General features: G+C 70.5%; 20 protein-coding genes and 1 pseudogene. 7 read left to right on the forward strand and 14 right to left on the reverse strand.

Annotated features, from left to right (window positions below):
• Window positions 1–92: 92 nt before the first annotated feature.
• From B7C62_28860 to B7C62_28880, 5 genes are all read right to left on the reverse strand, one after another.
• Window positions 93–1,814 (reverse strand): hypothetical protein, encoded by a 1,722-nt coding sequence (locus B7C62_28860; GenBank protein ID ARF75828.1) that lies wholly within the window; start codon window positions 1,812–1,814, stop codon window positions 93–95.
• An 83-nt stretch (window positions 1,815–1,897) separates the two neighbouring features.
• The gene (locus tag B7C62_28865; protein ID ARF75829.1) at window positions 1,898–2,815 is read right to left on the reverse strand and encodes an NmrA family transcriptional regulator; all 918 of its coding nucleotides are present in this window, start codon (window positions 2,813–2,815) and stop codon (window positions 1,898–1,900) included.
• Between the two features lie 92 nt (window positions 2,816–2,907).
• Window positions 2,908–4,362 (reverse strand): MFS transporter, encoded by a 1,455-nt coding sequence (locus tag B7C62_28870; protein ARF75830.1) that lies wholly within the window; start codon window positions 4,360–4,362, stop codon window positions 2,908–2,910.
• The gene (locus B7C62_28875; protein ID ARF75831.1) at window positions 4,349–5,851 is read right to left on the reverse strand and encodes a 4-hydroxyphenylacetate 3-monooxygenase; all 1,503 of its coding nucleotides are present in this window, start codon (window positions 5,849–5,851) and stop codon (window positions 4,349–4,351) included. The genes B7C62_28870 and B7C62_28875 overlap by 14 nt, the downstream gene beginning before the upstream one ends.
• Before the next feature lie 68 nt (window positions 5,852–5,919).
• The gene (locus B7C62_28880) at window positions 5,920–7,215 is read right to left on the reverse strand and encodes a hypothetical protein (protein ID ARF75832.1); all 1,296 of its coding nucleotides are present in this window, start codon (window positions 7,213–7,215) and stop codon (window positions 5,920–5,922) included.
• A gap of 121 nt (window positions 7,216–7,336) precedes the next feature.
• Here B7C62_28880 and B7C62_28885 point away from each other — a divergent pair, with 121 nt between their 5' ends.
• Window positions 7,337–8,272 (forward strand): AraC family transcriptional regulator, encoded by a 936-nt coding sequence (locus tag B7C62_28885; protein ARF75833.1) that lies wholly within the window; start codon window positions 7,337–7,339, stop codon window positions 8,270–8,272.
• Between the two features lie 166 nt (window positions 8,273–8,438).
• Here B7C62_28885 and B7C62_28890 read toward each other — a convergent pair whose 3' ends face one another.
• The 5 genes from B7C62_28890 to B7C62_28910 all read right to left on the reverse strand — a co-directional run bounded on the left by B7C62_28890 (window position 8,439) and on the right by B7C62_28910 (window position 12,548).
• Window positions 8,439–9,695 carry a cytochrome gene (locus B7C62_28890; protein ARF75834.1) on the reverse strand — a complete coding sequence of 419 codons (1,257 nt, stop codon included), beginning with the start codon at window positions 9,693–9,695 and terminating at the stop codon, window positions 8,439–8,441.
• Window positions 9,626–10,816 carry a hypothetical protein gene (locus B7C62_28895; protein ID ARF75835.1) on the reverse strand — a complete coding sequence of 397 codons (1,191 nt, stop codon included), beginning with the start codon at window positions 10,814–10,816 and terminating at the stop codon, window positions 9,626–9,628. The genes B7C62_28890 and B7C62_28895 overlap by 70 nt, the downstream gene beginning before the upstream one ends.
• Window positions 10,813–11,340 carry a regulator component gene (locus B7C62_28900; protein ARF75836.1) on the reverse strand — a complete coding sequence of 176 codons (528 nt, stop codon included), beginning with the start codon at window positions 11,338–11,340 and terminating at the stop codon, window positions 10,813–10,815. The genes B7C62_28895 and B7C62_28900 overlap by 4 nt, the downstream gene beginning before the upstream one ends.
• 258 nt (window positions 11,341–11,598) lie before the next feature.
• Complete coding sequence (locus B7C62_28905; GenBank protein ARF75837.1) at window positions 11,599–12,054, reverse strand: Secondary metabolite protein; 456 nt, start codon at window positions 12,052–12,054, stop codon at window positions 11,599–11,601.
• A 260-nt stretch (window positions 12,055–12,314) separates the two neighbouring features.
• A complete protein-coding gene (locus B7C62_28910) occupies window positions 12,315–12,548 on the reverse strand; it encodes a hypothetical protein (protein ARF75838.1) in 234 nt (77 codons plus the stop codon).
• A 164-nt stretch (window positions 12,549–12,712) separates the two neighbouring features.
• On the opposite strand from B7C62_28910, the gene B7C62_28915 reads away from it, so the two are divergent.
• A complete protein-coding gene (locus tag B7C62_28915) occupies window positions 12,713–13,339 on the forward strand; it encodes a TetR family transcriptional regulator (protein ARF75839.1) in 627 nt (208 codons plus the stop codon).
• Between the two features lie 140 nt (window positions 13,340–13,479).
• Here the strand turns inward: B7C62_28915 and B7C62_28920 are convergent, their stop codons facing one another.
• Both B7C62_28920 and B7C62_28925 read right to left on the reverse strand, forming a co-directional pair.
• A complete protein-coding gene (locus B7C62_28920) occupies window positions 13,480–15,225 on the reverse strand; it encodes an ABC transporter (GenBank protein ARF75840.1) in 1,746 nt (581 codons plus the stop codon).
• The gene (locus B7C62_28925; protein ID ARF75841.1) at window positions 15,222–16,982 is read right to left on the reverse strand and encodes an ABC transporter; all 1,761 of its coding nucleotides are present in this window, start codon (window positions 16,980–16,982) and stop codon (window positions 15,222–15,224) included. Before B7C62_28925 ends, B7C62_28920 begins: the two co-directional genes overlap by 4 nt.
• 95 nt (window positions 16,983–17,077) lie before the next feature.
• Between B7C62_28925 and B7C62_28930 the strand changes: the two genes are divergently transcribed.
• The 4 genes and pseudogenes from B7C62_28930 to B7C62_28945 all read left to right on the forward strand — a co-directional run bounded on the left by B7C62_28930 (window position 17,078) and on the right by B7C62_28945 (window position 21,027).
• Window positions 17,078–18,133: an ABC transporter substrate-binding protein gene (locus B7C62_28930; protein ARF75842.1), complete on the forward strand. Its 1,056-nt coding sequence runs from the start codon at window positions 17,078–17,080 to the stop codon at window positions 18,131–18,133.
• An 8-nt stretch (window positions 18,134–18,141) separates the two neighbouring features.
• Window positions 18,142–19,245, forward strand: coding sequence for an ABC transporter permease (locus B7C62_28935; GenBank protein ARF75843.1), 1,104 nt, complete (start codon window positions 18,142–18,144; stop codon window positions 19,243–19,245).
• Window positions 19,242–20,121, forward strand: a pseudogene (locus B7C62_28940) (histidinol phosphatase). Before B7C62_28935 ends, B7C62_28940 begins: the two are co-directional and overlap by 4 nt.
• 471 nt (window positions 20,122–20,592) lie before the next feature.
• Entirely contained in the window at window positions 20,593–21,027 is a 435-nt protein-coding gene (locus tag B7C62_28945) for a helix-turn-helix transcriptional regulator (protein ID ARF77415.1), read from the forward strand.
• 99 nt (window positions 21,028–21,126) lie between these two features.
• On the opposite strand, the gene B7C62_28950 is transcribed toward B7C62_28945, so the two are convergent.
• A complete protein-coding gene (locus B7C62_28950) occupies window positions 21,127–22,185 on the reverse strand; it encodes a methyltransferase (GenBank protein ARF75844.1) in 1,059 nt (352 codons plus the stop codon).
• Between the two features lie 4 nt (window positions 22,186–22,189).
• Window positions 22,190–23,761 (reverse strand): FAD-linked oxidase, encoded by a 1,572-nt coding sequence (locus B7C62_28955; GenBank protein ARF77416.1) that lies wholly within the window; start codon window positions 23,759–23,761, stop codon window positions 22,190–22,192.
• A 279-nt stretch (window positions 23,762–24,040) separates the two neighbouring features.
• Here B7C62_28955 and B7C62_28960 point away from each other — a divergent pair, with 279 nt between their 5' ends.
• Window positions 24,041–25,624: an aspartate aminotransferase family protein gene (locus B7C62_28960; protein ID ARF75845.1), complete on the forward strand. Its 1,584-nt coding sequence runs from the start codon at window positions 24,041–24,043 to the stop codon at window positions 25,622–25,624.
• Window positions 25,625–25,644: the final 20 nt, after the last annotated feature.

Raw genomic sequence — 25,644 nt, forward strand, 5'->3', positions numbered from 1 at the left:
CAGCTGTACGGGCCAGGGGTATGGCACATGGACACGGCGAGGTCCGGCAGGTCTCGGGGACATGCCGCCGCCGTGCGCGTGGGAGTGGTCTGTCAGTGGTCCGTGGAGTTGATCAACGGGTGGCGAACGGGCTGCCAGGGATGAGCGGGCAGGCTCACGACCGCTCCGGCCGCCGGGAAGGCGGCCGCGATGTCCTCGGCGCTCGCTTCCGCGGACGCCGAGACCCTGTCGTCCGGTGTTCCGAGCAGGCTCAGCAGGGCGCCGCGCAGCTCCGCGTGATCGCTGCCGTGCACGGTCAGCCGGTGGGCGTGGCGCGTGCGGCGGGTGGTGGCGGTCCAGCAGATGTCCCGCGTCCGGTCGTGCCGGCCTGCCCCGTCGGGTGCGAGATGGGCGATGTACGACCGGACGAGGCCGTCGAGCGCGGCACGGCTGGGCGCGGAAAGGGTCAGCGGCCATGGACCGTCGTCCCGCGCCGCGCCGTCCGGTGTGTTCGGCGTGTCCAGGCGGGTGAGCACGACATGGGCGTTGACCCCGGAGATGCTCTGGCCGTTCACCGCGGCCGTCGGCCGGCGGCCCGGCGTGCCGAGCGGCTCCACGGAGGTGGGAACGGCCAGCGGGACCCGGGCCCAGTCCACGCCCGGCGACGGCTTCTGGAAGTGCAGGCTGGGCGGGACCTGCCCGTGCTCCAGACACAGGACGGTCTTGATGACCCCGACGATTCCGGCCGCGGCCTCGGTGTGGCCGATGTTGCTCTTCGCCGAGCCGACGAGGCAGCGGTGTCCGGGGCGGCGCCCCTCGGCGAGGACGTCGCCGAGCGCACCGAGTTCGACGGCGTCGATGCGGGTTCCCGTGCCGTGGGCCTCGACGTAGTCGACCTCCCCGGGGGCTACGCCCGCGTCCTCGTACGCCCAGCGCATCGCCCTCGCCTGGCCGACGCGGGACGGGTCGAGCAGGTGGCCCTTGTCCGCGCCGTCGTGGCTCAGCGCGCTGCCGAGAATCACCGCGCGCACCCGGTCGCCGTCGGCCAGCGCCCGGTCCAGCCGCTTCAGCACGGCGACGGCGACGCCGTCGGAGCGTACGAAGCCGTCCGCACCGGCGTCCCCGAAGGCGCAGCGACCGGCCTCGGAAAGCACTCCGGCGCTGTCGAACATACCGGTCGCGTCAGGCCCCAGGATCAGGTTCGCGCCGCCCGCGAGGGCAAGCGCCGACTCGCCTGCCCGCAGACTCAGGCAGGCCAGGTGCAGGGCTGCCAGCGAGGATGCCTGGGCCGCGTCGACCGTCACGCTCGGTCCGTGCAGACCGAGGTGGTACGAGAGCCGTCCCGCGAGCATGGACCTCTGATGGGTGCCGACCAGGCAGCCCAGGTCGAGGGAGCCGCCCCGGCCGTCCCGTGTCCGGTCCCAGTTGTCGCCGTGTGCCTGGCCGACGTAGACGGCTGTCCGGGCCCCACCCCACTCGGCGGGCAGGATGCCCGCGTCCTCCAGCGCCTCCCAGGCCACCGGCAGCAGAATGCGCTGTTGCGGGTCCATCACCTCGGCGTCCTGCGGCGCGATGCCGAAGAAACCGGCGTCGAACGATTCGACGTCGTCGAGGAAGCCGCCGCGCCATGTGTCGTACGCGGGCCCCTCCGCACCGGAGAAACGATCCTCCGGGACGCGGCGGATCGCGTCGGTGCCGCCGAGCAACTGCTCCCACAGAGCCTCCGCCGAGTCGGCCCCGGGCAGTCTGCATCCGATGCCGACCACGGCGATCGGGGTGTTCCGTTGCTGTGAGTCCTCTGTCCAGGGCAGCGCGGAGCCACCGAAGTACGTCATGATTCATTTCCCCCGTGGTGCACATCATCTTCGTTGACAGCCAGCGGGAGGGCACGCGCTCGTGTCCTCCCGCCGGGCGTGTGTCAGGCGGCGCCGCCCGACCAGATGTCCCAGTTCCGCGTCTTGACCCACTCGACCGTGGACGTCAGCCGTACGCCGAAGACGCGCTCCGTCGTCGCGGGTTCGGCTGCCAGCAGCTCCTGGTCACCGGCTGCCACATGGTGGTAGATGCCTGCCACCCCGGCCGCCGATTCCGCGCCGAGCAACTGGCCGAGACCGGCCTCGAAGTCCTCGACGGCGAGCGGGAGATAGCGGACCTCGCGTCCCAGCGCGTCGGCGAACACAGCCGCCAGCTCGGGGCCGGTGAGGACATCGGCGCCGCCGACGTCCACCGCCCGCCCCACGAGCTCCTCCGTCTCCGCCGCCGCGGCGAGCACCTGCGCCAGGTCCGTGTGCGACATCCAGGCCACCCGCTGTCCGGCGGGCAGCGGGTAGGCCAGCACGCCGTCGTTGACGAGCGCCGGGCCGTTCCACGGGCTGAAGAGGTTGTCGAGGTAGACGGGCGGCCGGACCGACACCGTGGGCACCGCGCTGTCGAGGAACACCTGCTCGGCCAGGCGCCGGGTCTCGAACCCCGCACGCTCGGTCCGTTCCACCGGCAGAGGCGTGTTGACGTTGTAGACCAGGCGGCTCACCCCGGCCTCGTGGGCGGCCTCGACGATGTTGCGCGCATAGGCGAGCACGGTGTCCGCCTCGTAGACGAGCGGCAGGGTGACCACCGTGTGCGTGACGCCCTCGAAGGCGTGCCGCAGGTCCTCGGCGCTGCCGAGGTCGCCCCGGACCGGGGTCCAGGCGCGTCCTTCGTCGCCCGCCGGCCGGTCGGCGTCGCGTACCAGACCACGCACCTCATGCCCGCGCGCGGCGAGCAGCCGGGCCACGGCCCCGCCCTGGAAACCGTTGGCACCGGTGACCAGGTACCGCTTCGGCTGGTCCTCACTCATATGGCGTCTGCCTCTCTGCGTTCATTGCTTCGTCCGTGCCACATCGCTCGGCACGGTGGGGGCGGCCGCGGCGGGTCGTCCGCCGGGCCGGTTCAGGGGAGGGCCGGGTCGCGGTCAGTGCTGCGGTCGTCGGCGCCCGTGCCGCCCGGCCCCTTCTCGGGGGCGGGCGCGGCCGGTACGACCAGCCGCAGTGCGAGCAGGGCCGCCACCCCAGCGAGGGCGGCACCGGCCAGGAACGCGGCGCTGAACCCTTCGGTCAGCGCGACATCACGTGGCCCGGAGACCGCTGAGGTCCGGGCGGCCGCCACACCCGACAGCAGGGCCAGTCCGATCACGGAGCCGAACTGCTGACTGGTGTTGACGAGCCCGGAGGCGAGCCCGGTCTCGTCGCGTTCCGTGCCGAGGGTCGCCGCGACGGCCGTGGTGACGGAGACCAGCGGCAGGGCGATACCCAGCAGCAGACTCGGCGGCAGTACGTCGGCGACGAACGAACCCGACGGCGAGAGCAGCGACTGCCACACCAGCCCGATCGCGACCAGCACGAACCCGGCGCACATCACCGTCCGCAGACCGAACCGGCCGATCAGCCGGTCGGTCGTGGACGCGACCAGGACGACCACGACCGACAGCGGGAGCAGCCCGAGACCGCCCATCACGGGTTCGTACCCCAGTACTGCCTGGAGGTAGAGACTCACCAGGAAGAACATGGGGAACAGGGACATCTGCCACATCCCCGCCAGCACATTGGCCAGCCGCAGGGTACGTCGGCGGAAGATGGCGGGCGGGACGAGCGGATGCCGCACCCGGCGCTCGACGAGGACGAACACGGTCAGCAGGACGACGGCCAGGGCCCCGGTCACCAGCGTCACCGGGTCCCGCCACCCGGACTCGCCCGCGTTGACCAGGGCGTACGCCAGCAGTGCCAGCCCGCCGGTGACGGACACGGCCCCCGGCAGGTCGAAGCCGCCCTCGTCCCCGGTGCGGCTCCCGGCGGGCAGGAGCCGACGGGCCGGGAGGATCAGCCCGAGCCCCACGACGACGTTCAGCGCGAAGGTGGACTCCCAGCCGAGCCAGCTGGTGAGGACACCGCCGAGGACCGTACCCGCGGCACCACCGGCCCCGGCCATCGCGGCGAAGATACCGAGCGCCTTGTGGCGTTCCGGGCCGTCGTCGAACAGCGACAGCAGCAGGGCGAGCGCGGCGGCGGCCGCCATCGCGGCGCCCATGCCCTGGACGACGCGTGCCGTGATCAGGAGCTGAGCACTGCCGGCCAGCGCGCCCAGCAGTGAGGCGGCGGCCAGCGTGCCCAGACCGGCGACGAAGAGTCTGCGCCGGCCGATCAGGTCAGCCGCCCGGCCGCTGAGGAGGAGCAGCCCTCCGAAGGAGACCAGGTAGGCGTTGGCCACCCAGGAGAGTTCGGCGGGCGAGATGTCGAGGTCACTGCCGATCGACGGCGCCGCGACGTTGATGATCGAGGTGTCGAGGATCAGGACGAACTGGGTGCAGGCGAGCAGCGCGAGCGCCCTCCAGCGGTCAGGCGCTGCCATCTGCCGTCCCCCGCTCCATGAAAGGCTCTTCGTCGAGCTGATAGCCGTCCAGGCAGGACTGGGTGAAGGCTGCGAGCAGATCCGGATTGCCGTCGCGCACGATGCCGGGAAGGTAGACGTGCGGAGCGCCGTGGTAGAAGCGTTCGTACTGCTCGTGCCGGGAGGCGAACTCGGAGCCGAGGGCGTCCCAGGCGAGCTTCATCAGCTTGATCCGCTGCTCGGCCGGGTGCCCGGGTGAACGGACGTACTTGGCGACGAGAGGCCCCAGTTCGGGGTGGGTCAGGTCGTATCCGGAGGCGGGCAGCTGAATCAGCCCGCCGCCCGCCAGCATCTTGATCTCGGCCAGAACCTTCGGATAGAGGTCGCCCGCCATGGCGCGGTGGGCGGAGGCGATCTCACGGTTGATCTGGACGACGCCGCCCGAGCCCGGAACCTCCTCGTGCGCGGCCTCGGCCGCCAGCACCATCGACTTGGCGATGTTGAGCCAGCCGATGAGCCGGCCCAGCTGCATCCGCACGGGCGGCAGGTCGTAGGTGTTGTTGGCCCGGGCGATCAGGATGGCGAGCCCGGTGAGGAACTCCAGCTTGGTCCAGAACCGGGTCGCGGCCTGATGGACGAAGTTGTTGTACGTCGGGGTGAGCCACCACATCCCGAACGTCGACTCGACATTGCGGTAGGTGAGGACGTTCTCCCACGGTACGAAGACGTCGTCGCAGACGAGCAGCGCGTCGTTCTCGTCGAAGCGGGAGGAGAGCGGATTGTCGAACACGCTCCGCGCCGAAGCCTCGTACGAGGTGCGGGAGATGAACTTGAGCCCGGGAGTGTTCACGGGGACCGAGAAGCACAGGGCGTACTCGACGTCCTGCGGGGCCAGCGGCTCGATGGTGCCGACGATGATCTCGTCACCGAACACCGCGGCTGTGCCGATCATCTTCGCTCCGCGGACGACGATGCCTCCGTCGAGCTCCTTCACCACGCGGACGAAGAGGTCGTCCTCCTCCTGCTCCGCCGCGGACTTCGTACGGTCGATCTGCGGGTTGGTGATGGTGAACGACTGGTACAGGCTGCCCTGCGTCATCCGGCGGTAGTACGCGTCGAGATTGGCCCGGCCGTCGAACTCCGCTCCGGCGAAGACATCGGGGGCGCTGACGAATCCGGCGATCCCGGCGGCCATGTAGTCGGGGGAACGGCCGAGGAACCCGAAGCTGGCCTCGGACCAGGTCTTGAACCCACGTCGGCGCGCGACCAGCTCGGCATGCGAGCGCGGCGCGTGGAACGCGCGGAGCACCGGCTCCCCGGAGCCCTCCGGCCGCACGGTGAGCGCCTCCCGGTGCTCGCCCTCACACGCCATGTCGTACAGACGCGCGATGGAGCGCGCGGTGTTGCGGAACGCGGGATGCTCGGTGATGTCGTCCACGGGCTGACCGTCTATCCAGACGGCCCGCCCGTCGCGCAGTGCGTCGAGGTAGTCCTGGCCGCTGCGGTTCATGTCTCTCCTGAATCAGAGGGGTGAGATGCGTGAAGGTGTGCGGACGGCGATCCGGGGGACGGCCCGGCTCAGCCGTGGACGGCTCGGCGCGATCCGCGCAGGCCGAGGCCGCCGTCGACGGTGTAGGGCGAGGGCCGGTTGACGCTCGCCCGGTCGGACCCGGCGGCACGGGCGTAGGAAGCGGTCACCCGGGCCAGGTCCGCCGCTGGTACGGCCCGCCGGGCCCGGCAGGTCGTACCACCGGCGGCGCGCCCGTGCGCCATGTCGATGACGACCTCGGGGCCCTTGGCCCGGTTCAGCACCTGGAGCCTGTTCATCGCGGGCCGCCGCCGCCGGTCGTAGGCGGCCAGAGCGCGGACGGGATCGGGATCGGCCGCGAGCGCGTGGGCCAGCGTGCGGGCGTCGACGATGCACTGCGTGGTGGCGTTCGACCCCATCGGGGCCATCGCGTGGGCCGCGTCGCCCAGCAGCGTGACCCTCCCGAAGGACCACCGGGGGAGGGGATCGCGGTCGATCATGGGGAACTGCCGCACCCGCTCCTGACCGGCCAGCACCTCGGCGAGCGCGAGATCCCCGCAATGCCAGTCGGGCACAGGCCCCAGCTGACGGCCGGCCGCGGCGTCCGCGCTCCGGGCTTCGCCCGATGCGGCGGACTCCCGGGACACGGCCCAGTTCACCGGCACCGTGCCGTCGTCATCGGGCCGGTCGGCGAGCGGGTAGACGACGGCCTTCCAATCGCCGTCACCCATCACGACCATGGAGCGTCCGCCCAGGAACGGACGGCAGCGGGACACTCCCCGCCACACCACCGCACCGCTGGACGACGGCGGGCCCTCCTGCGGGTAGAGCAGGCCGCGCACGGTGGAATGGATGCCGTCGCAGCCGATCAGCACATCGGCCCGGAGCTCCGTCGGCAGGGCGCTCTCCCGGTGCGAGAAGCCGATCCGCAGCTCCGGCCCTTCGGCCTCGCCGAACGAACAGAGCCGGGCGTCCGCGGTGACGGCGTCCGCACCCAGCCGGTCACGCACGGCCTGCGCCAGGATCATCTGGAGGGCGCCGCGGTGCACGGCGAGCTGGGGCCAGTCGTAGCCGGCGGGCAGCCCACGGGGTTCGGTCCAGATGTCCTCGCCGAGGCCGGTGAGGTATCCGAGCCGTTCGATCGGTACGGAGACCGCGGCCACGCTGTCGTACAGCCCGAGGGCATGGAGTTCGCGGACGGCGTTCGGCAGCAGGTTCACACCGGCGCCCATCGGGCGGATGGCGGGTGCCGCCTCCGCCACACGTACAGCTGTGAATCCGGCGGCATGGAGGCACAGCGCTGTCGTCAGCCCGCCGATACCACCTCCGGCGATCATGATGTTCATCGGAAAAGCTCCCCCGTTGTTGCTCTGTGCCGTCCCGTCCCCGGGACGACTCAGCACAACTGTCCGACACGCAGGAACTACGATCAATTAACGTCCAACCGTCCTGGCTTAAGGATCGTCTGTGGCTGATGACGTGCTGAGTGAGCTGCTGCGGCCTCTGCGGCTCAGCGAGATCTTCTACAGCCGGTGGGAGGCCGGCGGTGAATGGGGTGTCCGGGGAGAGGAGGACTCCTGCGCGGTACTCCACTACATGCTGAGCAATGAGTGTTTCGTCGACTTCCACGACGACTCGCCGCTCATCCGCCTGGGCACGGGAGACCTCGCGGTCTTTCCCTACGGCACCGCGCACACCTTCGCCAGCCGGCCGGATGCGGTGGCCATCCAGCCCTTGAAACTGGTACTGCCGGAACGCGCCCCCGGTTCCTCGGACGTCGTGACGATCGGCAGCGAGCCGGCCGACACCGAAATGCTCTGCGCGAGCCTGCGCTACGACAAGGCGGGCGAGCCTGCCCTCTACCGCGCCCTGCCCCGGGTGATCGTCCTGCGCCGGGAGATGCTCACCGAGGAACCGCTGCTGCACGGCACCCTGTGCTCCCTCGCATCGGAGATCGCGCGCACGTCCCCCGGATCGGGACTGGTCACCCTGCGCGCCTTCGAAATGGTCTTCGTCCTGGCGCTGCGTACCGCCCTGGAACGGCTCACGGAACTCTCCCCGGCCCTCCAGGCCCTGCGCCACCCCGGCATCAGCACGTCCTTGGTGGCGATCTACCGCGACTACGCCCGCCCGTGGTCGGTCGAGGCACTCGCCCGCATGGCGGGTATGTCACGGTCCGCGTTCTCCGAGACCTTCAGGGCACTGGTCGGCGATTCGCCCGCCCACCACCTGACGGTACGTCGGCTCCAGGAGGCCCGTGCGCTGCTCTCGGACGGCTCGGTGGCTCTGGCCGACATCCCGGCCCGGGTCGGCTATCAGAGCAACGTCGGCTTCCACCTCGCCTTCCGCCGTGAATTCGACACCACACCGGGGGCCTACCGCCAGGCGCTCAAGTCGGCCTGAACCCCTGGGCGTCGGCACACGCGGTGTGCGAGGCGGCGGGGCAGAGACGTCCGCTTCGCGTACGGCGCCCTCGGCCGGGTCACCCTGCGCCCCAGGACCCGGCTCTCCCGCAAGCCGTATGTGTCCGCAAACGCCGAGACCTTCGCAGCCGTTCACCCCCTGCCGCTCAGGCGAGCCTGAGCGGCAGGGCGGTCAGGCCGCGGGTGAGGCGGGTTCGGCGCCAGGTCAGGGAGTCTTCGGGGACGGCCAGGCGGGTGTGCGGGAAGCGGGTCAGCAGGGTGCGGAGGGCGATTTCCGTCTCGGCGCGGGCCAGGGGGGCACCCGGGCAGCGGTGGATGCCGTGGCCGAAGGAGAGGTGGGCGGTGGCATCGCGGTCGAGGTCGAGGCGGTCCGGGTGGGGGAAGGGGGCCGGGTCGCGGTTCGCGGCTCCGGGGGCGATGAGCACCGGGAAGCCCGCCGGGATGTCGAACCCGCCGATCCGCAGGTCCTCCGTGCTGTACCGGAAGGTGGCCACGCCCACCGGGGAGTCGTAGCGGAGCAGTTCGTCGAGGGCGCCGGGGATCAGGTCCGGGTCCCGGCGCAGCCGGTCGAACGCCTCGGGGTGCCGGAGCAGGGCCAGGACCGCGTTGCCGATGAACTGGGTGGTCGTCTCGTGCCCGGCGACCAGGAGGAGGGCGGCCAGGGAGACGGTCTCGTCCCGGTCGAGGCCGCCCTCGTCGCAGTCGCGCAGGAGGGAGTGGAGCGGGCCGTCGCCGGGGGTGGCGCGGGCCGTCTCCACGAGGTGGGTCAGATAGTCGCCGATCCGGTGCGATGCGGCGTCGACGCGGTGGGTGTCGGTCGCGTCGAAGAGCTCGTGGGACCAGCCGGTGAGCGTGGCGCGGTCGGATTCCGGCACCCCCAGCAGCTCGCAGACGACGGTGACGGGCAGGGGCACCGCCAGTTCCGCGACCAGGTCCACCTCCGTGCCCGGCCGCCACGCGGCCATGAGGCCGTCGACGACCCGGGTGAGGTACGGGCGCAGCTCCCGTACGCGTCCGGCGGTGAACAAGGGCGTCGCCACCCGCCGCTGGCGGGTGTGCGCGGGCGGGTCGCTCGTCAGCATGGTGCGGGAGACCGCCGGGTGCAGGTCGCGGTCGGAGGGCCGGTCGGCGAAGAAGCGGGCGGTGTCCTTGGACAGGCGGGGGTCGGTGAACGCCGCGCGGGCCTCGGGGTGACCGGTGATCAGGTACGCGCTGTGCCCGCCGGAGCCGGTGGGGACGCGCTGGACCGGGCAGCCCTCGCGCAGCCGGTCGTAGGCGGGGTAGGGGTCGGCGAAGAAGCGCGGGTCGCGCAGGGGGTCCTGCCGCGGGGCGCTCACGAGGCCGCGCCCGCGTTCTCGGGTGCCGGACGGAGCACGTACGCGTCCGCCACGAGCAGCAGCCACGCGGTCTCCGCCGGGAGGTCGCCCTTGCGGGAGCCGGTGCCTGCGGCGGGCGGGGCCTCGTCGCCGTCGACGGGGCGTCCGGCGCGCTTCGCGGCGACGGCCGCGGCGATGACCGCCGCCTCCACCTCGGCCTCGCCCTCGGGGGTGCCTGCGGTGCCCCGCCGCGCGGCCTCGGCCGCCGCGGCGTCCCGTACCGACGCCTGCCGGTACGGGCGCAGGGCCAGTACGCAGTCGTTGATCTCGATGACCCGGCGGTGCAGGTGGAAGTCGAGGTCGTGGGCGTCGACCTCGGTGCCGCCCGGGTCGAGGACGACCTCGGGGACCGCGGAGGTGACCTCCCGCCACAGGGGCTCCAGCGCGGTGAACGACTTCCGTTCCCAGCGGCGGCGGCGCAGCCGGCTGAGAGGCCAGAGCAGGGCGGGGAGAGTGAGCCCGACGGTGATGAGGAGGACGGAGACGGCGGGCGCGGTCACGCTGAACGCGCAGCGGAAGGGGGTCAACGGGCTTGAGCACCGGGCGTGGTCGGGAACGAGCCCCAGACCGAGGCCGATGGAGACCAGGGCGAACAGCTTGTACGCGGCGTAGACGAGGGCGAAGCCGCAGCCGACCGAGGTCGTGCGCAGGCCCCAGCGCTGGCTGCGGCGGGTCGACCGCTTGGAGTGGGCCCAGGTCTGAAGGAGGAAGTCCTTGGCCGTGTACGCCAGGTAGGAGATGTAGATGAGTACGTAGCACGCGTACAGCACCGGGTTGCGTCCGGTGAGTTGCTCGGCGACGAAGAAGACGGTCATGCCCGCGACGGAGATCGCGAGGGCGATGACGCGCAGCCGGATCTGCCGACGGGCCCGTTCGCGGTCCAGATTGAGCTGGAAGAGGAAGGCGAGGACCGAGGTGGCCGCCGTCAGGGTGAAGGTGTTGCTGAGGAGCCGGGCGACGTGAGGGACCACCGATTCGACCGCGCGCTCCACGGCGGGGGCGTAGGAGGCGAAGGCGAGGGCGAACGAGGTCAGCAGCGCCGCCACCGCCCAGGTGCCCGTGGGGCGGTGTCCGCCGCGTCCTCGCACCCAGTAGGCGGCGAAGCACAGCAGCACGACAGCCGTGCCCGTGAACAGGATGTTGATCATTTCCGGTGGCGTTTCTTCCTGTGTGGCTCGGCGAACAGCGCGTCCCAGCTCTCGGCGCCGCTGGCGGGCCGGCTCGGCGGGCCTTCGCGCCCCCGGTACATGAACTGCCGGATCACGCTGGCCATCACCTCGGCCTCGCGCTCGTCCTCGCTCGTGTAGCTGGTCCGGCCGGACATGCGCTGGACGAGGGTGGGGTCGAACCCGATCGCGCGCAGGGTGTCCTGGTCCAGTTCCAGGCTGCCGGGGTGGTCGCAGATGATGTGGCTGATCTCGTGGGCGAGGATGTGGTTCTGGTGGAGGGGGGAGGTGGCCTCCTCGTAGAACAACAGGTCGGCGTCCTGGGTCTCCAGACGGATGCCGCACGGGGCGTCCAGGGCGCCCAGGGTGCTCAGGGGGCGCAGGATGATGGGGCGTCCGCGCTGTTCGGCCACGGCGTCGCGGAGGTCGCGGGTGCTGAAGCGGTGCGGGAGCCGAAGCGCCTCGACGCGCGCCTCGCACGCGGTGCGAAGCTGCTCAAGGTCCATGTCCTCACTCTGGTGACGCCGGTCGGGGGTGGTCGGCCGTGGCGGATCTTCCCCGGCAGCCCGGTGCGAGCGCCTCAATGCTGGCATGTCCGCGACTCTGCTTCGAGGGCGGGGTACGGCCGCGCGGCGCCCTGCGGACCGGGGTGCCCGGCTTTGTCCCGGGAAACGCCCGATGCCCCCCTGGAGATGAGCGGTGAGCGGTCACAGGGGGGTGTTGTGCCGGGGGAGGGGGCGTACGTCCCCGCTCGGTGCGCGGTATCAGTCGTCCAGGTTCAGGTCCTGCGGGCTGTCGTCGGTGGTGAGCCCTTCGAGCCTCCGGGCCTGTTCGATCACGGTGGACAGCATCCTCAGGCTGTCCACGCTCAGCCCGTTGGCGCGCAGGGCCACCTTGCGGACGTCCTGGTCACGCATGGCGGCCAGGAGCCCGATCTCCGCCTTGGTGCGCTCGGCAGCCGCACTGTCGACGAAGTAGCCCGCCGGTACGCCGAAGAAGTCGGCCAGGGCCTTGATGGTGTGCCGGGTCGGGTTCCGCTTGGCGCCGGTACGCAGCTGCTGGATGGCGCTCGCCGTCACCCCGCGCCCCTCTCCGGTCGATGCCTTACGGATTCCCTCGGCGACCTCCGCGTAGGTGTAGGGGCCCCGGGAAGGGGGGTGCACCTCGCGGAAGAGGTGGTCCAGGAGCTGGGCGAAGCTGGGTGACTGGTCATCCTCCATGCAGTACGACCTCCTTGATGTGATGCCGAGCCTTGGCCCACCACAGTGTTTCTCGAAGCTCATCGGGTCGGCCCCGGCAACACTTTGGTTGACGAGGGGCAGCCACTCTGGTGTACGTTACCAATGCTCCGTCGCCACTGAAGTGTTGAGGGGTGGGGTGTGGCGGCAGCGGGGCCGGGGTCGAGCTTCACGGGGGTGAGCTCGGCCCCGCTCGAGGCGGGATGTGCCGCTCCGGCTGTGCCGTTGGGGACGGGCGGAGCTCAACGGGACTGCTCCGACCGGTCCTCGGCCGTGGCCCGCATCAGCTCGCGCGGCCGGTAGGAGCGCCCGGCGGACCGCAGAGCGTTCGCCGCCACCGGCCGGGCGATCCCGTCGAGCCAGGGCAGGCACTCGCCCCTGACCTCGTGCCGCCCGCGCCACGCCGTCAGATACGCCTCCGACAGCGCGTCCTCGGTGGGCTGGGCCGGGAGCCTGCGGCGCGGAATGCGCAGCACGGGAACGGAAGCGAGGGCCGGGAGTCGGCGTCGGCGGGCAGGCGTCCGCGTTAAGTGCCCCGCTTCCATAGGCAGTTGGTGAGCGTTCTTCCGGGGCGGGACCCGGTGGTGAAGGCGCCACCCCACTGGCACCCCGCGCCCGCCCCACACGTAGAATCCCTGGAATGAGTGTGCGCCGATCCAGCCCTGGCCGCCCGCGAACCAAACCCGCCGAGGAGCGGCGCGCCGACCTTCTGGACGCGGCCGAGAGCGTGTTGGCCGAGCGGGGAATCGACGCTGCTCGGATCGATGAGATCACGGAGCGCGCGGGTGTCGCGATCGGCACCTTCTATCTGCATTTCAGCTCCAAACGCGACCTCATGCTGGCTGTTCAGGCCCGCTTCATCGACCGGCTGGTGGAGCGTCAGGAAGCGGCGGTGCAGCGCCTGCCCGCCGATGACTGGATCGGGCGCGTGGACGCCTGGCTCAGCGACGCGGTCCGGGTCTATGTGGAACATGCCGAACTGCACGATGTGCTGTACGGCCACACTCCGATCAACGCCAAGACGGAGATCCAGGTCAGCCCCGAGAACGCGCATGTCGAAGCGTTCCGGCGGCTCATCACCGAGCGGCCGAACCCGCCGGCGGACGCCCCGAACCCGGCCATGGCGGCGAATCTGATCTACAGCGCCTGGTACGGCGCCACCCACGCGCTGCTGCACCACGAAGCCGAGGACATCGACCGGCTCGCCGATGAGCTCATCGCCGACATCACCGACCTCGCCCATCGCTACCTGCGCACCGAGAGCTGAGCCCGGCCGCACCGAGCCTGCGCTGAGCCGACCTGCGCTGAGCCGGGACTGCCGACGACCCTGGGTGCGGATCGTCGGCAGTGGAGTGACGCGGAGTGTTTCGGTGGTGCCTGTCTCCCGTCAGCGGTATCGGTCGCCCGTCAGCCGCTCATATCGGCGATCCGCCAGTGACGGGCCCGCTCGTACTGTGAGCTCAGACGCGAGAACGCCCCGCCCGTGAGCAGCAGTTCCTCTCGCGTGCCGGTCTCCATGACCCGGCCGTCCTCGAGCGAGACCACGTGGTCCGCGGCGGCCAGGGTGGCGGGGCGGTGGGCGATCACGATGACCGTACGGTCCGGGTCGTCGCCGAGGTTGGCGATGGCGCGGGTGATCGCGGCCTCGTTCTCCGGGTCGAGAGCTGAGCTGGCCTCGTCGACGAGGACGATGCGTGCCCGCTTGAGCATCGCCCGGGCGATCGCGACGCGCTGGCGTTCGCCGCCCGACAGCTGCGCGCCGCCCTCACCCACCCGGGTCTGCCAGCCTGCGGGCAGCCGCTCGATCACTTCGTCGAGCCGTGCCGCCGTGGCCGCTTCCCGCAGCTCGTCCCAGGTCGCCTCCGGGCGCGCCAGGCGCAGGTTGTCCTCGATGGTGTCGTCGAACAGGTAGACGTCCTGGAAGACGATGGCGATCTCGTCGAGCAAGGTGCCCGGGTCGAGTTCGCGCACATCGACGCCGCCGACGCGCAGCGCTCCCGAGTCGATGTCGAAGAACCGGGCGATGAGCCGGGTCACCGTCGTCTTCCCGGACCCCGACGGTCCCACCAGGGCGGTGGTGGTGCCCGCGCGGCAGTGCAGGGACACCTCCTTCAGGGCGGGGGTGTCGCCGCCCGGGTAGGTGAAGGTGACGTCCGAGAACTCGACGTCGGCCTCGGCGATCCGGCGTACGGGCTCGGCCGGAACCGGCAGTGTGGGCGTGGACAGCAGCTCCTCGATGCGCGCGATCTGGTTCCGCAACGCGCGCAGGGCACCGATGAGTTCGATGAGGTTGCCGAGCGGCTCCAGGAAACGGGCGGCCAGCACGAGGAGCACGATCGCCGTGGCGGCCTCGACGCGCCCGCTCAGCATGAGCTGGGCGGTCAGTGCGAGCACCGCGACGAAACCTGCCATGATCACACCGGTGTAGACGAAGAACGGCTGCCGTGCGCGGCGCATGCCCTCCCGGTAGGTCTCGCGGTGGTCCTCGAGCGCGGCCCGCATCCGGGGCGTGCCCTCGGCGTGACCGGCGGCGCGCAGGACCGGCTGGGCCTGGCCGAGCTCGATCGCCCGGCTGGCGACCCCGGCCGCCGCCCGCTCCAGCTCGATCTCGGAGATCTCGGCGATCCGCGCGGCCCGCCGCAGGGCCAGGTAGGCCACCAGCGCGATCGCGCACAGCAGCAGCGCCATCCGCCAGTCGACCGTGAACGTCACGATGACGACCGTCGCGGGCAGCAGGGTCGAGGTGATGACGGGCCCGCCGATCGTCACGGCCAGGTGTGCGGCGCTGCCCACGTCCGCCGTCACGCCCCGGGCGAGCCGGGCCTTGTGCTCGGCGGTGAACCAGCCCAGCGTCAGCGTGCTCACGTGGTGCATCAGCTTCCGGCGCAGCTGCGCCGCGAGCGCGCCCGCCGCCGCGAAGCCCACCGGGGTGGCGATGACGCTCAGCACCGCGTACAGCAGCGCGCCGGCCGCGCCGAGCACGAGCCACGGTGTGGCCGCGCCGATGTCCGGTTCGGGGCGCACGAGGGCGTCCAGAATCGGGATGAGCAGAGCGAGCAGCAGGCCCTGGAGGACGGCCTGCCCCGCCGTGAGCAGCCACAGCCGGGCCAGCAGCTTCGGGTTCGGCCAGAGCCGGTACAAGCGGCGGATCACGCGAGGACCCCTTCCTGAGCGGCCCACATCCGGGCGTACAGCCCGTCGCGCGCGAGCAGTTCTTCGTGGCGGCCCTGTTCGACCAGCCGTCCGTTCTCGAGTACGAGGATCTGTGCGGCGCCCGCGATGGTGTGCAGCCGGTGGGCGATCACGATCACCGTCTTGCCCACCGCCAGGTTGGCCAGCGCCTCCTGGACGGCCGACTCGCTGTCGGCGTCCAGTGCGGCCGTCGCCTCGTCCAGGACGACGATCGGCGCCCCGGACAGGATCGCCCGGGCGATCGTCAGCCGCTGGCGCTCACCGCCGGACAGACTGCCGCCGCCCGCGTCGAGCAGGGTGTCGTACCCGTCGGGCATGGACTCGATCACATCGTGGATGTGCGCGGCGACCGCCGCCTCGCGCACCTCCGCGTCGCTGGCGCCGGGCCGGCCGATGCGGATGTTCTCCGCCACGCTGTCACGCAGCAGGGTGACGTCCTGGAAGACCAGTGACATCGATGCCAGCAGCTTCGCGGAGGGGATCGAGCGCACGTCGACACCGCCGATCCTGAGCGATCCGCCGGTCACCTCGTAGAAGCGCGGCAGCAGGCTGGCGAGGGTCGTCTTGCCCGCGCCCGACGGACCGACGATCGCCGTCACCCGGCCCGGCGGGCAGACGGCGGTGATCTCCTCGACGGCGTTGGTCTTCCCGTCGTAGGAGAAGGAGACCCGGTCGAACTCGACGCCGTGGTCGACGGGCGTCTGCGGGTTCTCCGGCTCGGGCAGCGGGGTGCGGGCCAGCAGCTGCTCGATGTTGGCCGCGCCCATCCGGCCCTTGCGCACCCCCTGGGCGGCGGTCACGGCGGGGAGGACGGAGTTGGGCAGGCCGATGGCGACGACCAGGAACGCCACCAGGTCCGCGACGCCGAGCGACCCCCGGTCGACGAGGAACAGCCCGACGGCCGCCACGGCGGTGAGGACGGCCATCTCCGAGCCGAACAGCCGTGAGGCCGCCGAGCTGTAGCGCACCTCGGAGACCCAGACCCGGAACGCCTCGGTGTGCTCGTCCACGGCCTCGTCGAAGCGGCGCAGGACGCGGCCCCCGGTGCCGAACGTCTTGACCACCTGGATGCCGTCGGCGTACTCGACGCTGGCGGCGCTGATCCGGGCGTCGGCGGCGACCAGCCGGTTCATATGGGTCGTCATGGACCGCATCGAGACCCGGAAGAAGATCCCCATCAGCAGAAGGACGCCCAGCACGACGAAGGCCATGCGGACATCGACGAAGAGCAGGTAGCCCGTCGCGACGGTCATCACGGTGACCGCCCCGACCAGCTGTCCCAGGGCGTGCGCGATGACCTCGTGCATCTCCTCGAGGTCGCCCGTCATCGCCCGCTTGACCTTGCCCGAGCCCGTGGCGCGGAACCAGCCGAGCGGCAGTCTGCCGAGGTGGGTCACGATCCGCACGCGCATGTCGTGCAGGATCGCCGCATCGGCGTAGTGCCCCACCCGGGAGGACTGCACGAACAGGACGAGCCAGATACCGGCTCCCGCGGCGCCGATGCCGACCCAGGTCCAGATGGCGGTGTGTGACTCCGCGGGGTTGTCGAGCATGAGCCGCGCGATCTCGGCGACGGCGATGTAGGGCACGATGCCCGCCGCCGCGCTCAGGCACGACAGGGCCGCACAGATGACGAGTTGGGTCCGGATCGGGGCCAGCAGGCGCAGTAACGCGCCTGGTCCGGCCAGCCCCGGAGTCTGCGATGTTGATGGTTTCATTAGGGTACCCTAACATGGCGACTGAGGCTCATTCAATAATGCCTGCGCCGCCCGGTGGTGCCTATCAAGACGTTTACTGAAGGGAACTTCTGCCCATGTTCCAGCCGCATCCTGACCGTCCGTCACCGCGTCGTGGATTAACTGCTGTTCCGAACCGGCCCCGGGCCGCCGTGCTCAGCACCCTCGTCGCGCTCGCGGCCGTCGGGGTGACCGGGTGCGGCGGCACCGACGCGGGCTCGCGCCAGGAGAGCGGGGCGAGCAGGATCACCTTCGAGTCCTGTAGCCGTACGGTCGAGCTCGACCGGGTCCCCGAGCGCGTGGTCATCACCACCGACGCCATAGCCGACACCCTCTTCGCGCTCGGTGTCGGCGACCGGATCGTCGCCAAGACACGCGGCGAGTCCGCCCCCGCGCCCGAGCTGAAGGACCGTCTCGCGGCGCTGCCCAGCCTCGGGACGCGCAACCCGAGCGTGGAGGCCCTGGTCGCCGCCAAGCCCGATCTCCTGATCACCGATCAGGTCGAGAAGGTCTCCGGCAAACTGGGCAGCCCGAGCATCGCCGAACTGAAGAAACTGGGCATCGCCACCTATGTGGTCGGCGGCGGCTGCGCGGCCGACCTGCGCTCGGACACCTCCGGGCTCGACGCGCTCGACACCGACATCCAGCAGCTCGGCACGATTTTCGGGGTGAAGGCCGACGCGCGGAAGCTGGCCGACAAGCTGCGCGGCAGCCTCGACGACGTACGCCGCCGGACCGCCCAGGAGCCCCGGCAGGAGGTCGCCGAGATCTCCCAGGTGGCCGGTCAGCTCTACGTGACCTCCGGCGGCCTCTCGAACGACGTGCTCCAACGGGCGGGCGGCAAGAACGTCTTCGCCGACCTGCCGGGCCAGTTCGCCCCGGTCAGCCCCGAACAGGTCGTCGCGCGCAACCCCCGGGCCATCATCGTCGACAACTTCACGGCGACGACGAAGGGCCGGAACGAAGCGGTCGCCTTCCTGAACCGTACGTTCCCCACCGTGGACGCGGTCAAGGAGGGACGGGTCCTCGTCATCGACGCGGCCAAGACCGGCGCGCGCGGCAGCACGAGGCCCGTGGAGGGCGTCACCGAGATAGCGCGCTTCCTCCACCCGGGCGCCTTCCGCACTCAGTAAGGCTGGCGATGCACAAGCAAACACCCACCGCCGTCGCCGCCCGTGCCGAGGAGCGCCCACCGGGCGGCCGCCGGCCGCCACGGCTCCGCGGCGGCCGGCACGCCCCCCTCTCCCTCATCGCGCCGCTGCTGTTCGCCGCCCTCCTCGTGACGGTCTGCGTGGCCGTGTCGGTGGGGTCCGTCAGCGTCCGGCTGGAGACCGTCACCAGGGTCATCGCCGACCATCTGACCGGCGCCGGGACGTCCGCCAGTGTCATGGACGACCAGATCGTGTGGAACCTGCGGCTGCCGCGCGTTCTGCTGGCCGCCGTCGTCGGCGCGGGGCTCGCCCTCGTCGGTGTCACCCTCCAGGCGACCGTCCGCAATCCGCTCGCCGACCCCTATGTGCTCGGTGTCTCCGCCGGTGCCGGGCTGATGGCCTCCATCGTGATCACCCTCGGGTCGGTGGCGGTGGCCGGTCTGTCGACATCGGCCGCCGCCTTCGTCGGAGCGCTCATGGCGATGGTCGCGGTCCTCGGGCTGTCGCGCCGCGCAGGCCGTGTCGTCCCGGGCCGTCTGATCCTCGCCGGGGTGACGCTCTCCTATCTGTTCAGCGGCGCCACCAGCTTCGTCATCTTCCGCAGCGGCAACGCGGAGGCGGCGCATTCGGTGCTGTTCTGGCTGCTGGGCTCCCTGTCGGAGTCGTCGTGGTCGAACCTGGCGCTGCCGGCGGCGGCCGTGCTGGTCGTCGGCGTCCATCTGATGGTGCAGACCCGGACGCTCAACGCGCTCGCGGCCGGTGACGACGCGGCGCTCTCGCTCGGCGTCTCCGTGCACCGCGTCCGTATCCGCCTCCTGGTCGTCGCCTCCCTCCTGACCGGCGTCCTCGTCGCCGTGTCCGGCGGGATCGGCTTCGTGGGGCTCATCGTTCCCCACCTCGTACGCCTGGTCGTGGGCCCGGACCACCGCCGTCTGCTCCCCATCGCCATGCTCGTCGGCGCGATCTACCTCGTCGTGGTCGATGTGCTCTGCCGTGTTCTCGTCCGCCCCGAGGAACTCCCCATCGGGATCATCACCGCCGTGCTCGGCGCGCCGGTCTTCCTGTGGCTGCTGCGGCGCTCGGAGGCGTCATGAAAGTCGAACTGTCCGGTGTGAGCGTCCGCATCGGCTCCACCCCGATCGTCGCTGACTGCGACCTCACCGTGAGGGACGGCGAACGCGTCGGCCTCGTCGGCCCCAACGGCAGTGGCAAGACATCCCTGTTGCGTACGATCTACCGCGCGCTCGACCCCTTCGCCGGCCGTGTCGCGCTCTCCGGCGACGATGTGACGACGCTCGGTCAGCGCGAGGTCGCACGGCGCGCCGCGCTCGTCGCCCAGGACAGCACCCCGGACTTCGACTTCACCGTGGAGGAGATCGTCGCCATGGGGCGCGGGCCGTGGCTCCGGACCTTCGAGTCGGCCACCGGCCGCGGGGACGCGCCCATCACCGCCGCACTGGAGCGGGTCCGCCTGGCGGATCACCGCAGACGCAGGCTCTCCACCCTGTCCGGCGGTGAGCGGCAGCGCGCCCTGGTGGCCCGCGCGCTCGCCCAGGAGAGCCCGCTGCTCCTTCTCGACGAACCGACCAACCACCTCGATGTGTACGCGGCCCTCGAACTCCTGGAGCTCGTACGGGATCTGGGGCGCGCGACGCTGTGTGTGCTGCACGACCTCAATCTCGCCGCCACCTACTGCGACCGGATCTATGTCCTGCACCGGGGGCGGATCGTCGCGGACGGCCCGCCCGCGGAGGTGCTCAACCCCGAACTCGTCGAGACCGTCTTCGGAGTCGCCTGTACGCATCTGACCCATCCGGCCACGGGCGGTCTGCTCCTCGCGTTCTCCCCGCGACAGACCGCCCCGGTCACCGCGCTCGGTGAAGGGACGAAACGATGAGCGGCCGTGCCCCCGTCGGCCGGAAGTCCATGGCGGTCAATATCACATGCCGTCGGCCCGGCCATCGGGGTAAGAATGACGAGGGAAAGCGGGTGTGATCGAAAGGTCCTGACCAATCCCGCCCGTCCATGGCTGCCGCCAAGAATTCCATTCGCATGAGAACTATTCGCATGGTGGCTACATGTATTTTCTCCGCGGTCAATCGTGGTCAATCGCGGAGGCGGCGGGCGGCTGAGTGACGGAACGTCACGGCCGCCCCGGTCGGCCGCTGTCGCAAAATCGTTTCACTGGTTGACGGCGGCCGGGACCGCGGTAACAATCTCATATAGGTGCCGGACTCATATTTGGATGAATATCACCGCATTGACCTTCGGGTGATCGTCAGATTTCGCGGCGCCATCGGCATCACGAAGCGACCCCCCGGAGTCAGCAGCGCTCGTTAAATGCCTCGTCCAAGCGAAAGGCGAATCACCCGGTGATTGATCGTGTGAATGTCATGCCGTTAACGGAACGCCAGGATGAAGACGAAGCCCAGGCGGCCATCATCCAGATCGACGAAGTGCTGACCCTTTTGCAGGAGCTCGGCGATGTCGCGCGCCGCGCACGCAAGAACCTGGTCGCCCCGCGACACCGGAGCGCCCGTGGCGTCCCGGCTCAGACAGCGGCGGCGGTACCGCGCACTCCGGCGCGCTCCGAGGACGACTCCGTCGGCGAAACCGGCGCCCGGGACGCCCGGCCCGGTGGCGCCCAGAAGCCCCTGCCGCTCACCCGGCGCCAGAAGGAAGTGCTCAACCTGCTGGCCCAGGGTCTGTCCAACCGGCGGATCGGCCGCGCCCTGCACATCACCGAGCAGACGGTGAAGGCCCATCTGCACATGGTCTACCACAAGCTCGGTGTGGCGGACCGTACGGAGGCCGTGGTCATGGCCATGCGCCAGGGGCTGGTCCAGCAGCAGCGCCGGGAGGACCCGTCCTCCTGACCGGCCCGCACGCCGTGCGTGGCTGAGCGCGTGCGGGCCCGGCCCAGGGGCGGTGGGCCGGACCCGCACGCGGTCGCGCCACGCGGTCGCGCCACGCGCTCAGGCCACGGTGTCGGGTACGACCTCGATGAGCGAGGCGTTGAGCTCCTGGGCCAGCGGCACGACCTCGGTGACCCGCAGCCCGGCCCGCGCGCAGAGCGCGGTGTACTCCGCCCGGGTGCGCTGCCGGCCGCCGATCGTGACCAGCATGTGCAGATCCGTCAGATACGGGTTCTCCAGCGCCGCGTGGTTGATGGTGTCCGCATCGGCCGTGTCGGGCAGCACCGGCTCGGCGATGAGCAGCCTTCCGTGGTCGGGCATCGCCGCCCGGACCCGGCGCAGAATCGTCCACGCCCTCTCGTCGTCCCAGTTCAGCACGACGTTCTTGATGAGATACAGGTCGGCGCCCTTGGGCACTTCGGCGAAGAAGTCCCCCGCGACCGCCCGGCACCGCTCCTTCAGCCCGGACGCGGCGATCGTCTCCTCCGCCCGTGCCACCCCGGCCTCGGTCTCGAACACGGTGCCCGTCAGATGCGGGTACCGGTCGAGGAACGCGGCGAGCAGCGTCCCGTCGCCGCCGCCGACATCGACGACCGTGCTGAAACGGCCCAGGTCGTAGGCCGCGGAGATGGCCGCGGCCATCTCCAGCGGCAGATGGCGCTTGCTCATGGCCGAGTGGAACAGGGCGGCCAGCTCCGGCCGGTCCGACAGATAGTCGTACACCGGCTCGCCGAACTCCGTGTCGAAAGCGGGCCGGCCGGTGCTCAGCGACTCCTCCAGATTCAGCCAATTGCGCTGGAAGACGTCATGGGTGAGGAATTTCGCGAAGGCCAGCAGCGACGCCGGGGTGTCACGGCGCAGCAGCGCCCCCGCCGGGGTGAGCGCGAACCGGCCGGGCCTGGGCTCGGCACACAGGCCGAGCGAGGCCAGGGCGCGCAGCAGTCTGCCCAGCTGCTCGGCGGGCATACCGCAGGCGAGAGCCAGTTCGTCGGTGTCGGCCTCGCCGTCGCCGATACGGTCGGCCAGCTCCAGCCGCGCGGCGGCGCCGACGGCCTGGGTGGCCAGTGTCCCGAAGATCGCTGATATCACGGTGCGGCGGGCGTCGGCCTCGGTCGCCATGAACTCACCATTCCTTCTGTGTCGGTGTACGGGGATGCGTTACGGACAAGGTGTGGTGGAAGATGTTCAACGGGTCCCACCGCGCCTTCACTTCCTGCAGCCCGGGATAGTTGTCTCCGTAGTACAGCGCATGCCAGGGAACGCCGGACGTATTCCATTCCGGGTCCGCCAGATCGACATCCGCGTAATTGATGTAGGCGCCGGTGTTGACGTCGTTCGGCACCGGTACCCCGCCCGTCGAGGAATGCATGTCCCGGTACAGCTCGCGAATCCACCGCATATGCCGGTCGTCCTCGGCGGGGTCCTGCCAGGTGACCATGTAGAACGTTTTCAGCAGGGCGTCCCGAGGTATGGCCGTGGCGGTGGAGGGTACGGTGTTCACCTTTCCGCCGTACGCTATGTACTCCACCGCCGCATAGGTGGCCCGGTAGTCGTCGCCGGTGAGATGGCGATAAAGGGTGGCGCGCTGTTCCGGGCTGTGCGGGGCGCGCAGATCCGCCGACTTGACCTTGCACCGCAGCCCGATGGCGGTCGGTCCGGTGTCGGGCACCGCCAGATACTGGCTCGCCGCCAGCCACGGCAGGGACTTCCGCCGGACGGCCGGTGCGGTGGCGACGCCGACGCCGAGCGCTTCGAGGAACGCGTCCATACGGGCCCCGGAGTCCGGTGCCTCCACGGGCACTTGGGCGTGGAGGGTGATGTTCCCCGCCGAGCGGTGCAGACAGTCGAGCAGGGCGTACAGATCGGCGTTCGGGGAGCCGGGCGCGCTGTTCGCCAGCTGCCAGTCCATGAAGTTGCCGGTCAGCCGGACGAAGTCCGCCTCGGTCAGCCGGTCCCACGGCCAGCTCACCTCCGCGATGTCCAGGGCGCCCGGAGGGCGGGGCAGCAGGCCGGCCGGGTCGGTGCCGGACGCCTCCGGGGACCGCATCCAGTACCGGGTGATCACCCCGAAGTTGCCCCCGCCGCCCCCGGTGTGCGCCCACCAGAGGTCTCTGTTCGGGTCGGACTCCTCACGGGTGGCCACCACCGTCGACACGTTCCGGTCCTGGTCCACGACCACCACTTCGACCGCGTACAGGTGGTCGACGCTGAGCCCCAGCATTCTGGAGAGCGGCCCGTAACCACCGCCGCTGATGTGCCCGCCTGCGCCCACGCCCATGCAGAAGCCGACGGGGACGGTGACCCCCCAGCGGCGGAAGAGGGCACCGATCATCGTTCCCACGGAGGCGCCCGCCTCGACGACGAAGGCGTTGCGCTCCCGGTCGAAATCGACGCGGGACATGGGGGAGAGGTCGAGAATCACCTGTACGTCGGGCGCGGCCACGAAGTCCTCACCGCAGTGCCCGCCCGAGCGCACGGTGATCCGCTTTCCCGCCGCCACCGCCTCGCGGACCGCCTCCTCGGCCTGCTGCGGTGAATGAGCGAGACGGAAATAGTCCGGCTGCGCGATGAACCGGTAGTTGTAGGCGTGGCACAGGTTGTCGTAGCGAATGTCGTCGGGCGTGACAAGAGTGGAAACCGGCGCCGAACGGGCCGGGTTATTTTCTTCTTCACCATAACTGACGTCATGTTTCATGAACTTGTCCGTCATCTCTGCTGTCCGGTCCGCACGGTTCAGCGGCCGTGAACGTGAGCGGTCGCCCTGAACGTACCTCTGGTCGTCCGGCGACCCTACCCCGGAACTGAGGCCCGCCATGGGGAACATAAACGAAGGTTCGAGCCGATTAGACCCCGAGGTTTAGACCCGTTGCCGGTGCCGGATACGCGCCTGTAAAGTCGGGCACCACAAAAACAAAAAGGCGCTTGCACGCCCCCGGAGCGGGATTCCTCGACAGTTACACGAAAGAGGCACGGTATGAGCAGTGCAGCCAGCGAACCCATCTTTGCGGACCGCCTGCTGAACGACTGGCTGGCCAGTGTGGGGCTCGGAATCGAGTATTCTCGGGCGGAAGCCAACACACTGTACTTCCGGGACGGGAGCGGTCGGGAAGTCCCGGTGCTCGACCATGTCTGCGGATTCGGTTCGCTGATCTTCGGCCACAACAACCCGGACATCATCGAGCACGCCAAGTCCGTGCTGGACGAGCAGATTCCGGTGTACGTCCAGCTGTCCCGGCAGTCGCACGCCAATGCCCTGGCCACCGTGCTCAACGCGATACTGCGGCGGGAGACGCCGAGCGGGGACGGCGACTACGCGGCGATATTCGCCAACAGCGGGGCCGAGGCCGTCGAGATCTGTGTGAAGCACGCGGAGCTGGAGCGCCGGGCGCGGATCGTGCGGCTCACGGACGACGTCCTCCGGCATGTCGAGGAGGCGCGGGAGGCGGTCGGCGCGGGGCGGGCGACCGTCGCCGAGACCCCGTACGTCCAGGTCGGCGCCGCACGCGACGACCGGGAGAAGCTCGAGCACCTGATCGCGGAGATCGGCCGCAGGAACGCGGAGCTGGTCGCGAAGGGGCCGGTCCATCTGGCGCTGGAGAACGCCTTTCACGGCAAGCTGGTCGCCACGGTGCAGCTCACCCAGAACCCGCACTGGCGGATGCCTTTCATCGCGCTGTCCTCCTCGACCCGTTTCCTCCGCGCGGACCGGCCGGAAGAGATGAAGGGGGCGATCGAGGATCTCCGCGAGAGCCTGCTCGACATTCTGGTGGCCGACGGTGCGGTGACCGTGGTGGAGCGGGACTTCCCCGTCATCGGCGCCTTCTTCGTGGAACCCGTTCAGGGGGCGAACGGTATGCGGCCCCTGACCGAGGCGGCGGCCCGCGAGATCAGGGCGGTGTGCGACGCGGTCGGCTGCCCCTTGATCGTCGACGAGATCCACAGCGGCATGGGGCGGACCGGTGCGTTTCTCGCCAGTTCGCACATGGGGTTGCAGGGCGACTACTACACCCTGGCGAAAAGCATCGGCGGAGGAATCGCCAAGAATTCGGTGGCCCTCTTCTACCAGGACCGCTTCCGCCCGGAGTTCGAGGTCCTGCACAGCTCGACCTTCGCCAAGGACGGATTCTCCGCGGCCATCGCCATGAAGGTGCTGGAGATGCTGGAGGCCGACGACGGCCGGGCGTACAGGGTGGCCGCCGAGCGGGGGGAACGGCTGATGGAGATGCTCAGCTCGGTCAAGGCCGATTTCCCCGGGGTCGTGGACGCCGTCGACGGTATCGGCCTCATGGTCGCGCTGGAGTTCACGGACCAGACGCGGGCCACCTCCGACCTGATCCGGGAGAAGGCCGGCTCGGGCATGCTCGGATACGTCGTCGCGGGATACATCCTGCGCGAGCACAGGATTCGTGTGCTGCCGGTCGGGCCCGCGGGAAATTCGGTGCGGTTCGAACCCTCCGTCCATCTGACCGACGAGGACATCGCCCGTACGGAATCCGCGCTGCGCGATGTCTGCGCGATCATCCGGGACCAGGACGGAGACCGTCTCGCTCCCCGATGACCGTCCCGCGCCCGATGAGA

Origin of the sequence: Kitasatospora albolonga, assembly GCA_002082585.1 — a bacterium.
Lineage (GTDB): Bacteria > Actinomycetota > Actinomycetes > Streptomycetales > Streptomycetaceae > Streptomyces > Streptomyces stephensoniae.

Bases quoted from the DNA above. Each gene is read 5' to 3' on its own strand.
- B7C62_28860 (ARF75828.1), bottom strand. From the start codon at position 1,814: ATGACGTACTTCGGTGGCTCCGCGCTGCCCTGGACAGAGGACTCACAG.
- B7C62_28865 (ARF75829.1), bottom strand. From the start codon at position 2,815: ATGAGTGAGGACCAGCCGAAGCGGTACCTGGTCACCGGTGCCAACGGT.
- B7C62_28870 (ARF75830.1), bottom strand. From the start codon at position 4,362: ATGGCAGCGCCTGACCGCTGGAGGGCGCTCGCGCTGCTCGCCTGCACC.
- B7C62_28875 (ARF75831.1), bottom strand. From the start codon at position 5,851: ATGAACCGCAGCGGCCAGGACTACCTCGACGCACTGCGCGACGGGCGG.
- B7C62_28880 (ARF75832.1), bottom strand. From the start codon at position 7,215: ATGAACATCATGATCGCCGGAGGTGGTATCGGCGGGCTGACGACAGCG.
- B7C62_28895 (ARF75835.1), bottom strand. From the start codon at position 10,816: ATGATCAACATCCTGTTCACGGGCACGGCTGTCGTGCTGCTGTGCTTC.
- B7C62_28900 (ARF75836.1), bottom strand. From the start codon at position 11,340: ATGGACCTTGAGCAGCTTCGCACCGCGTGCGAGGCGCGCGTCGAGGCG.
- B7C62_28905 (ARF75837.1), bottom strand. From the start codon at position 12,054: ATGGAGGATGACCAGTCACCCAGCTTCGCCCAGCTCCTGGACCACCTC.
- B7C62_28915 (ARF75839.1), top strand. From the start codon at position 12,713: ATGAGTGTGCGCCGATCCAGCCCTGGCCGCCCGCGAACCAAACCCGCC.
- B7C62_28925 (ARF75841.1), bottom strand. From the start codon at position 16,982: ATGAAACCATCAACATCGCAGACTCCGGGGCTGGCCGGACCAGGCGCG.
- B7C62_28930 (ARF75842.1), top strand. From the start codon at position 17,078: ATGTTCCAGCCGCATCCTGACCGTCCGTCACCGCGTCGTGGATTAACT.
- B7C62_28935 (ARF75843.1), top strand. From the start codon at position 18,142: ATGCACAAGCAAACACCCACCGCCGTCGCCGCCCGTGCCGAGGAGCGC.
- B7C62_28950 (ARF75844.1), bottom strand. From the start codon at position 22,185: ATGGCGACCGAGGCCGACGCCCGCCGCACCGTGATATCAGCGATCTTC.
- B7C62_28955 (ARF77416.1), bottom strand. From the start codon at position 23,761: ATGAAACATGACGTCAGTTATGGTGAAGAAGAAAATAACCCGGCCCGT.
- B7C62_28960 (ARF75845.1), top strand. From the start codon at position 24,041: ATGAGCAGTGCAGCCAGCGAACCCATCTTTGCGGACCGCCTGCTGAAC.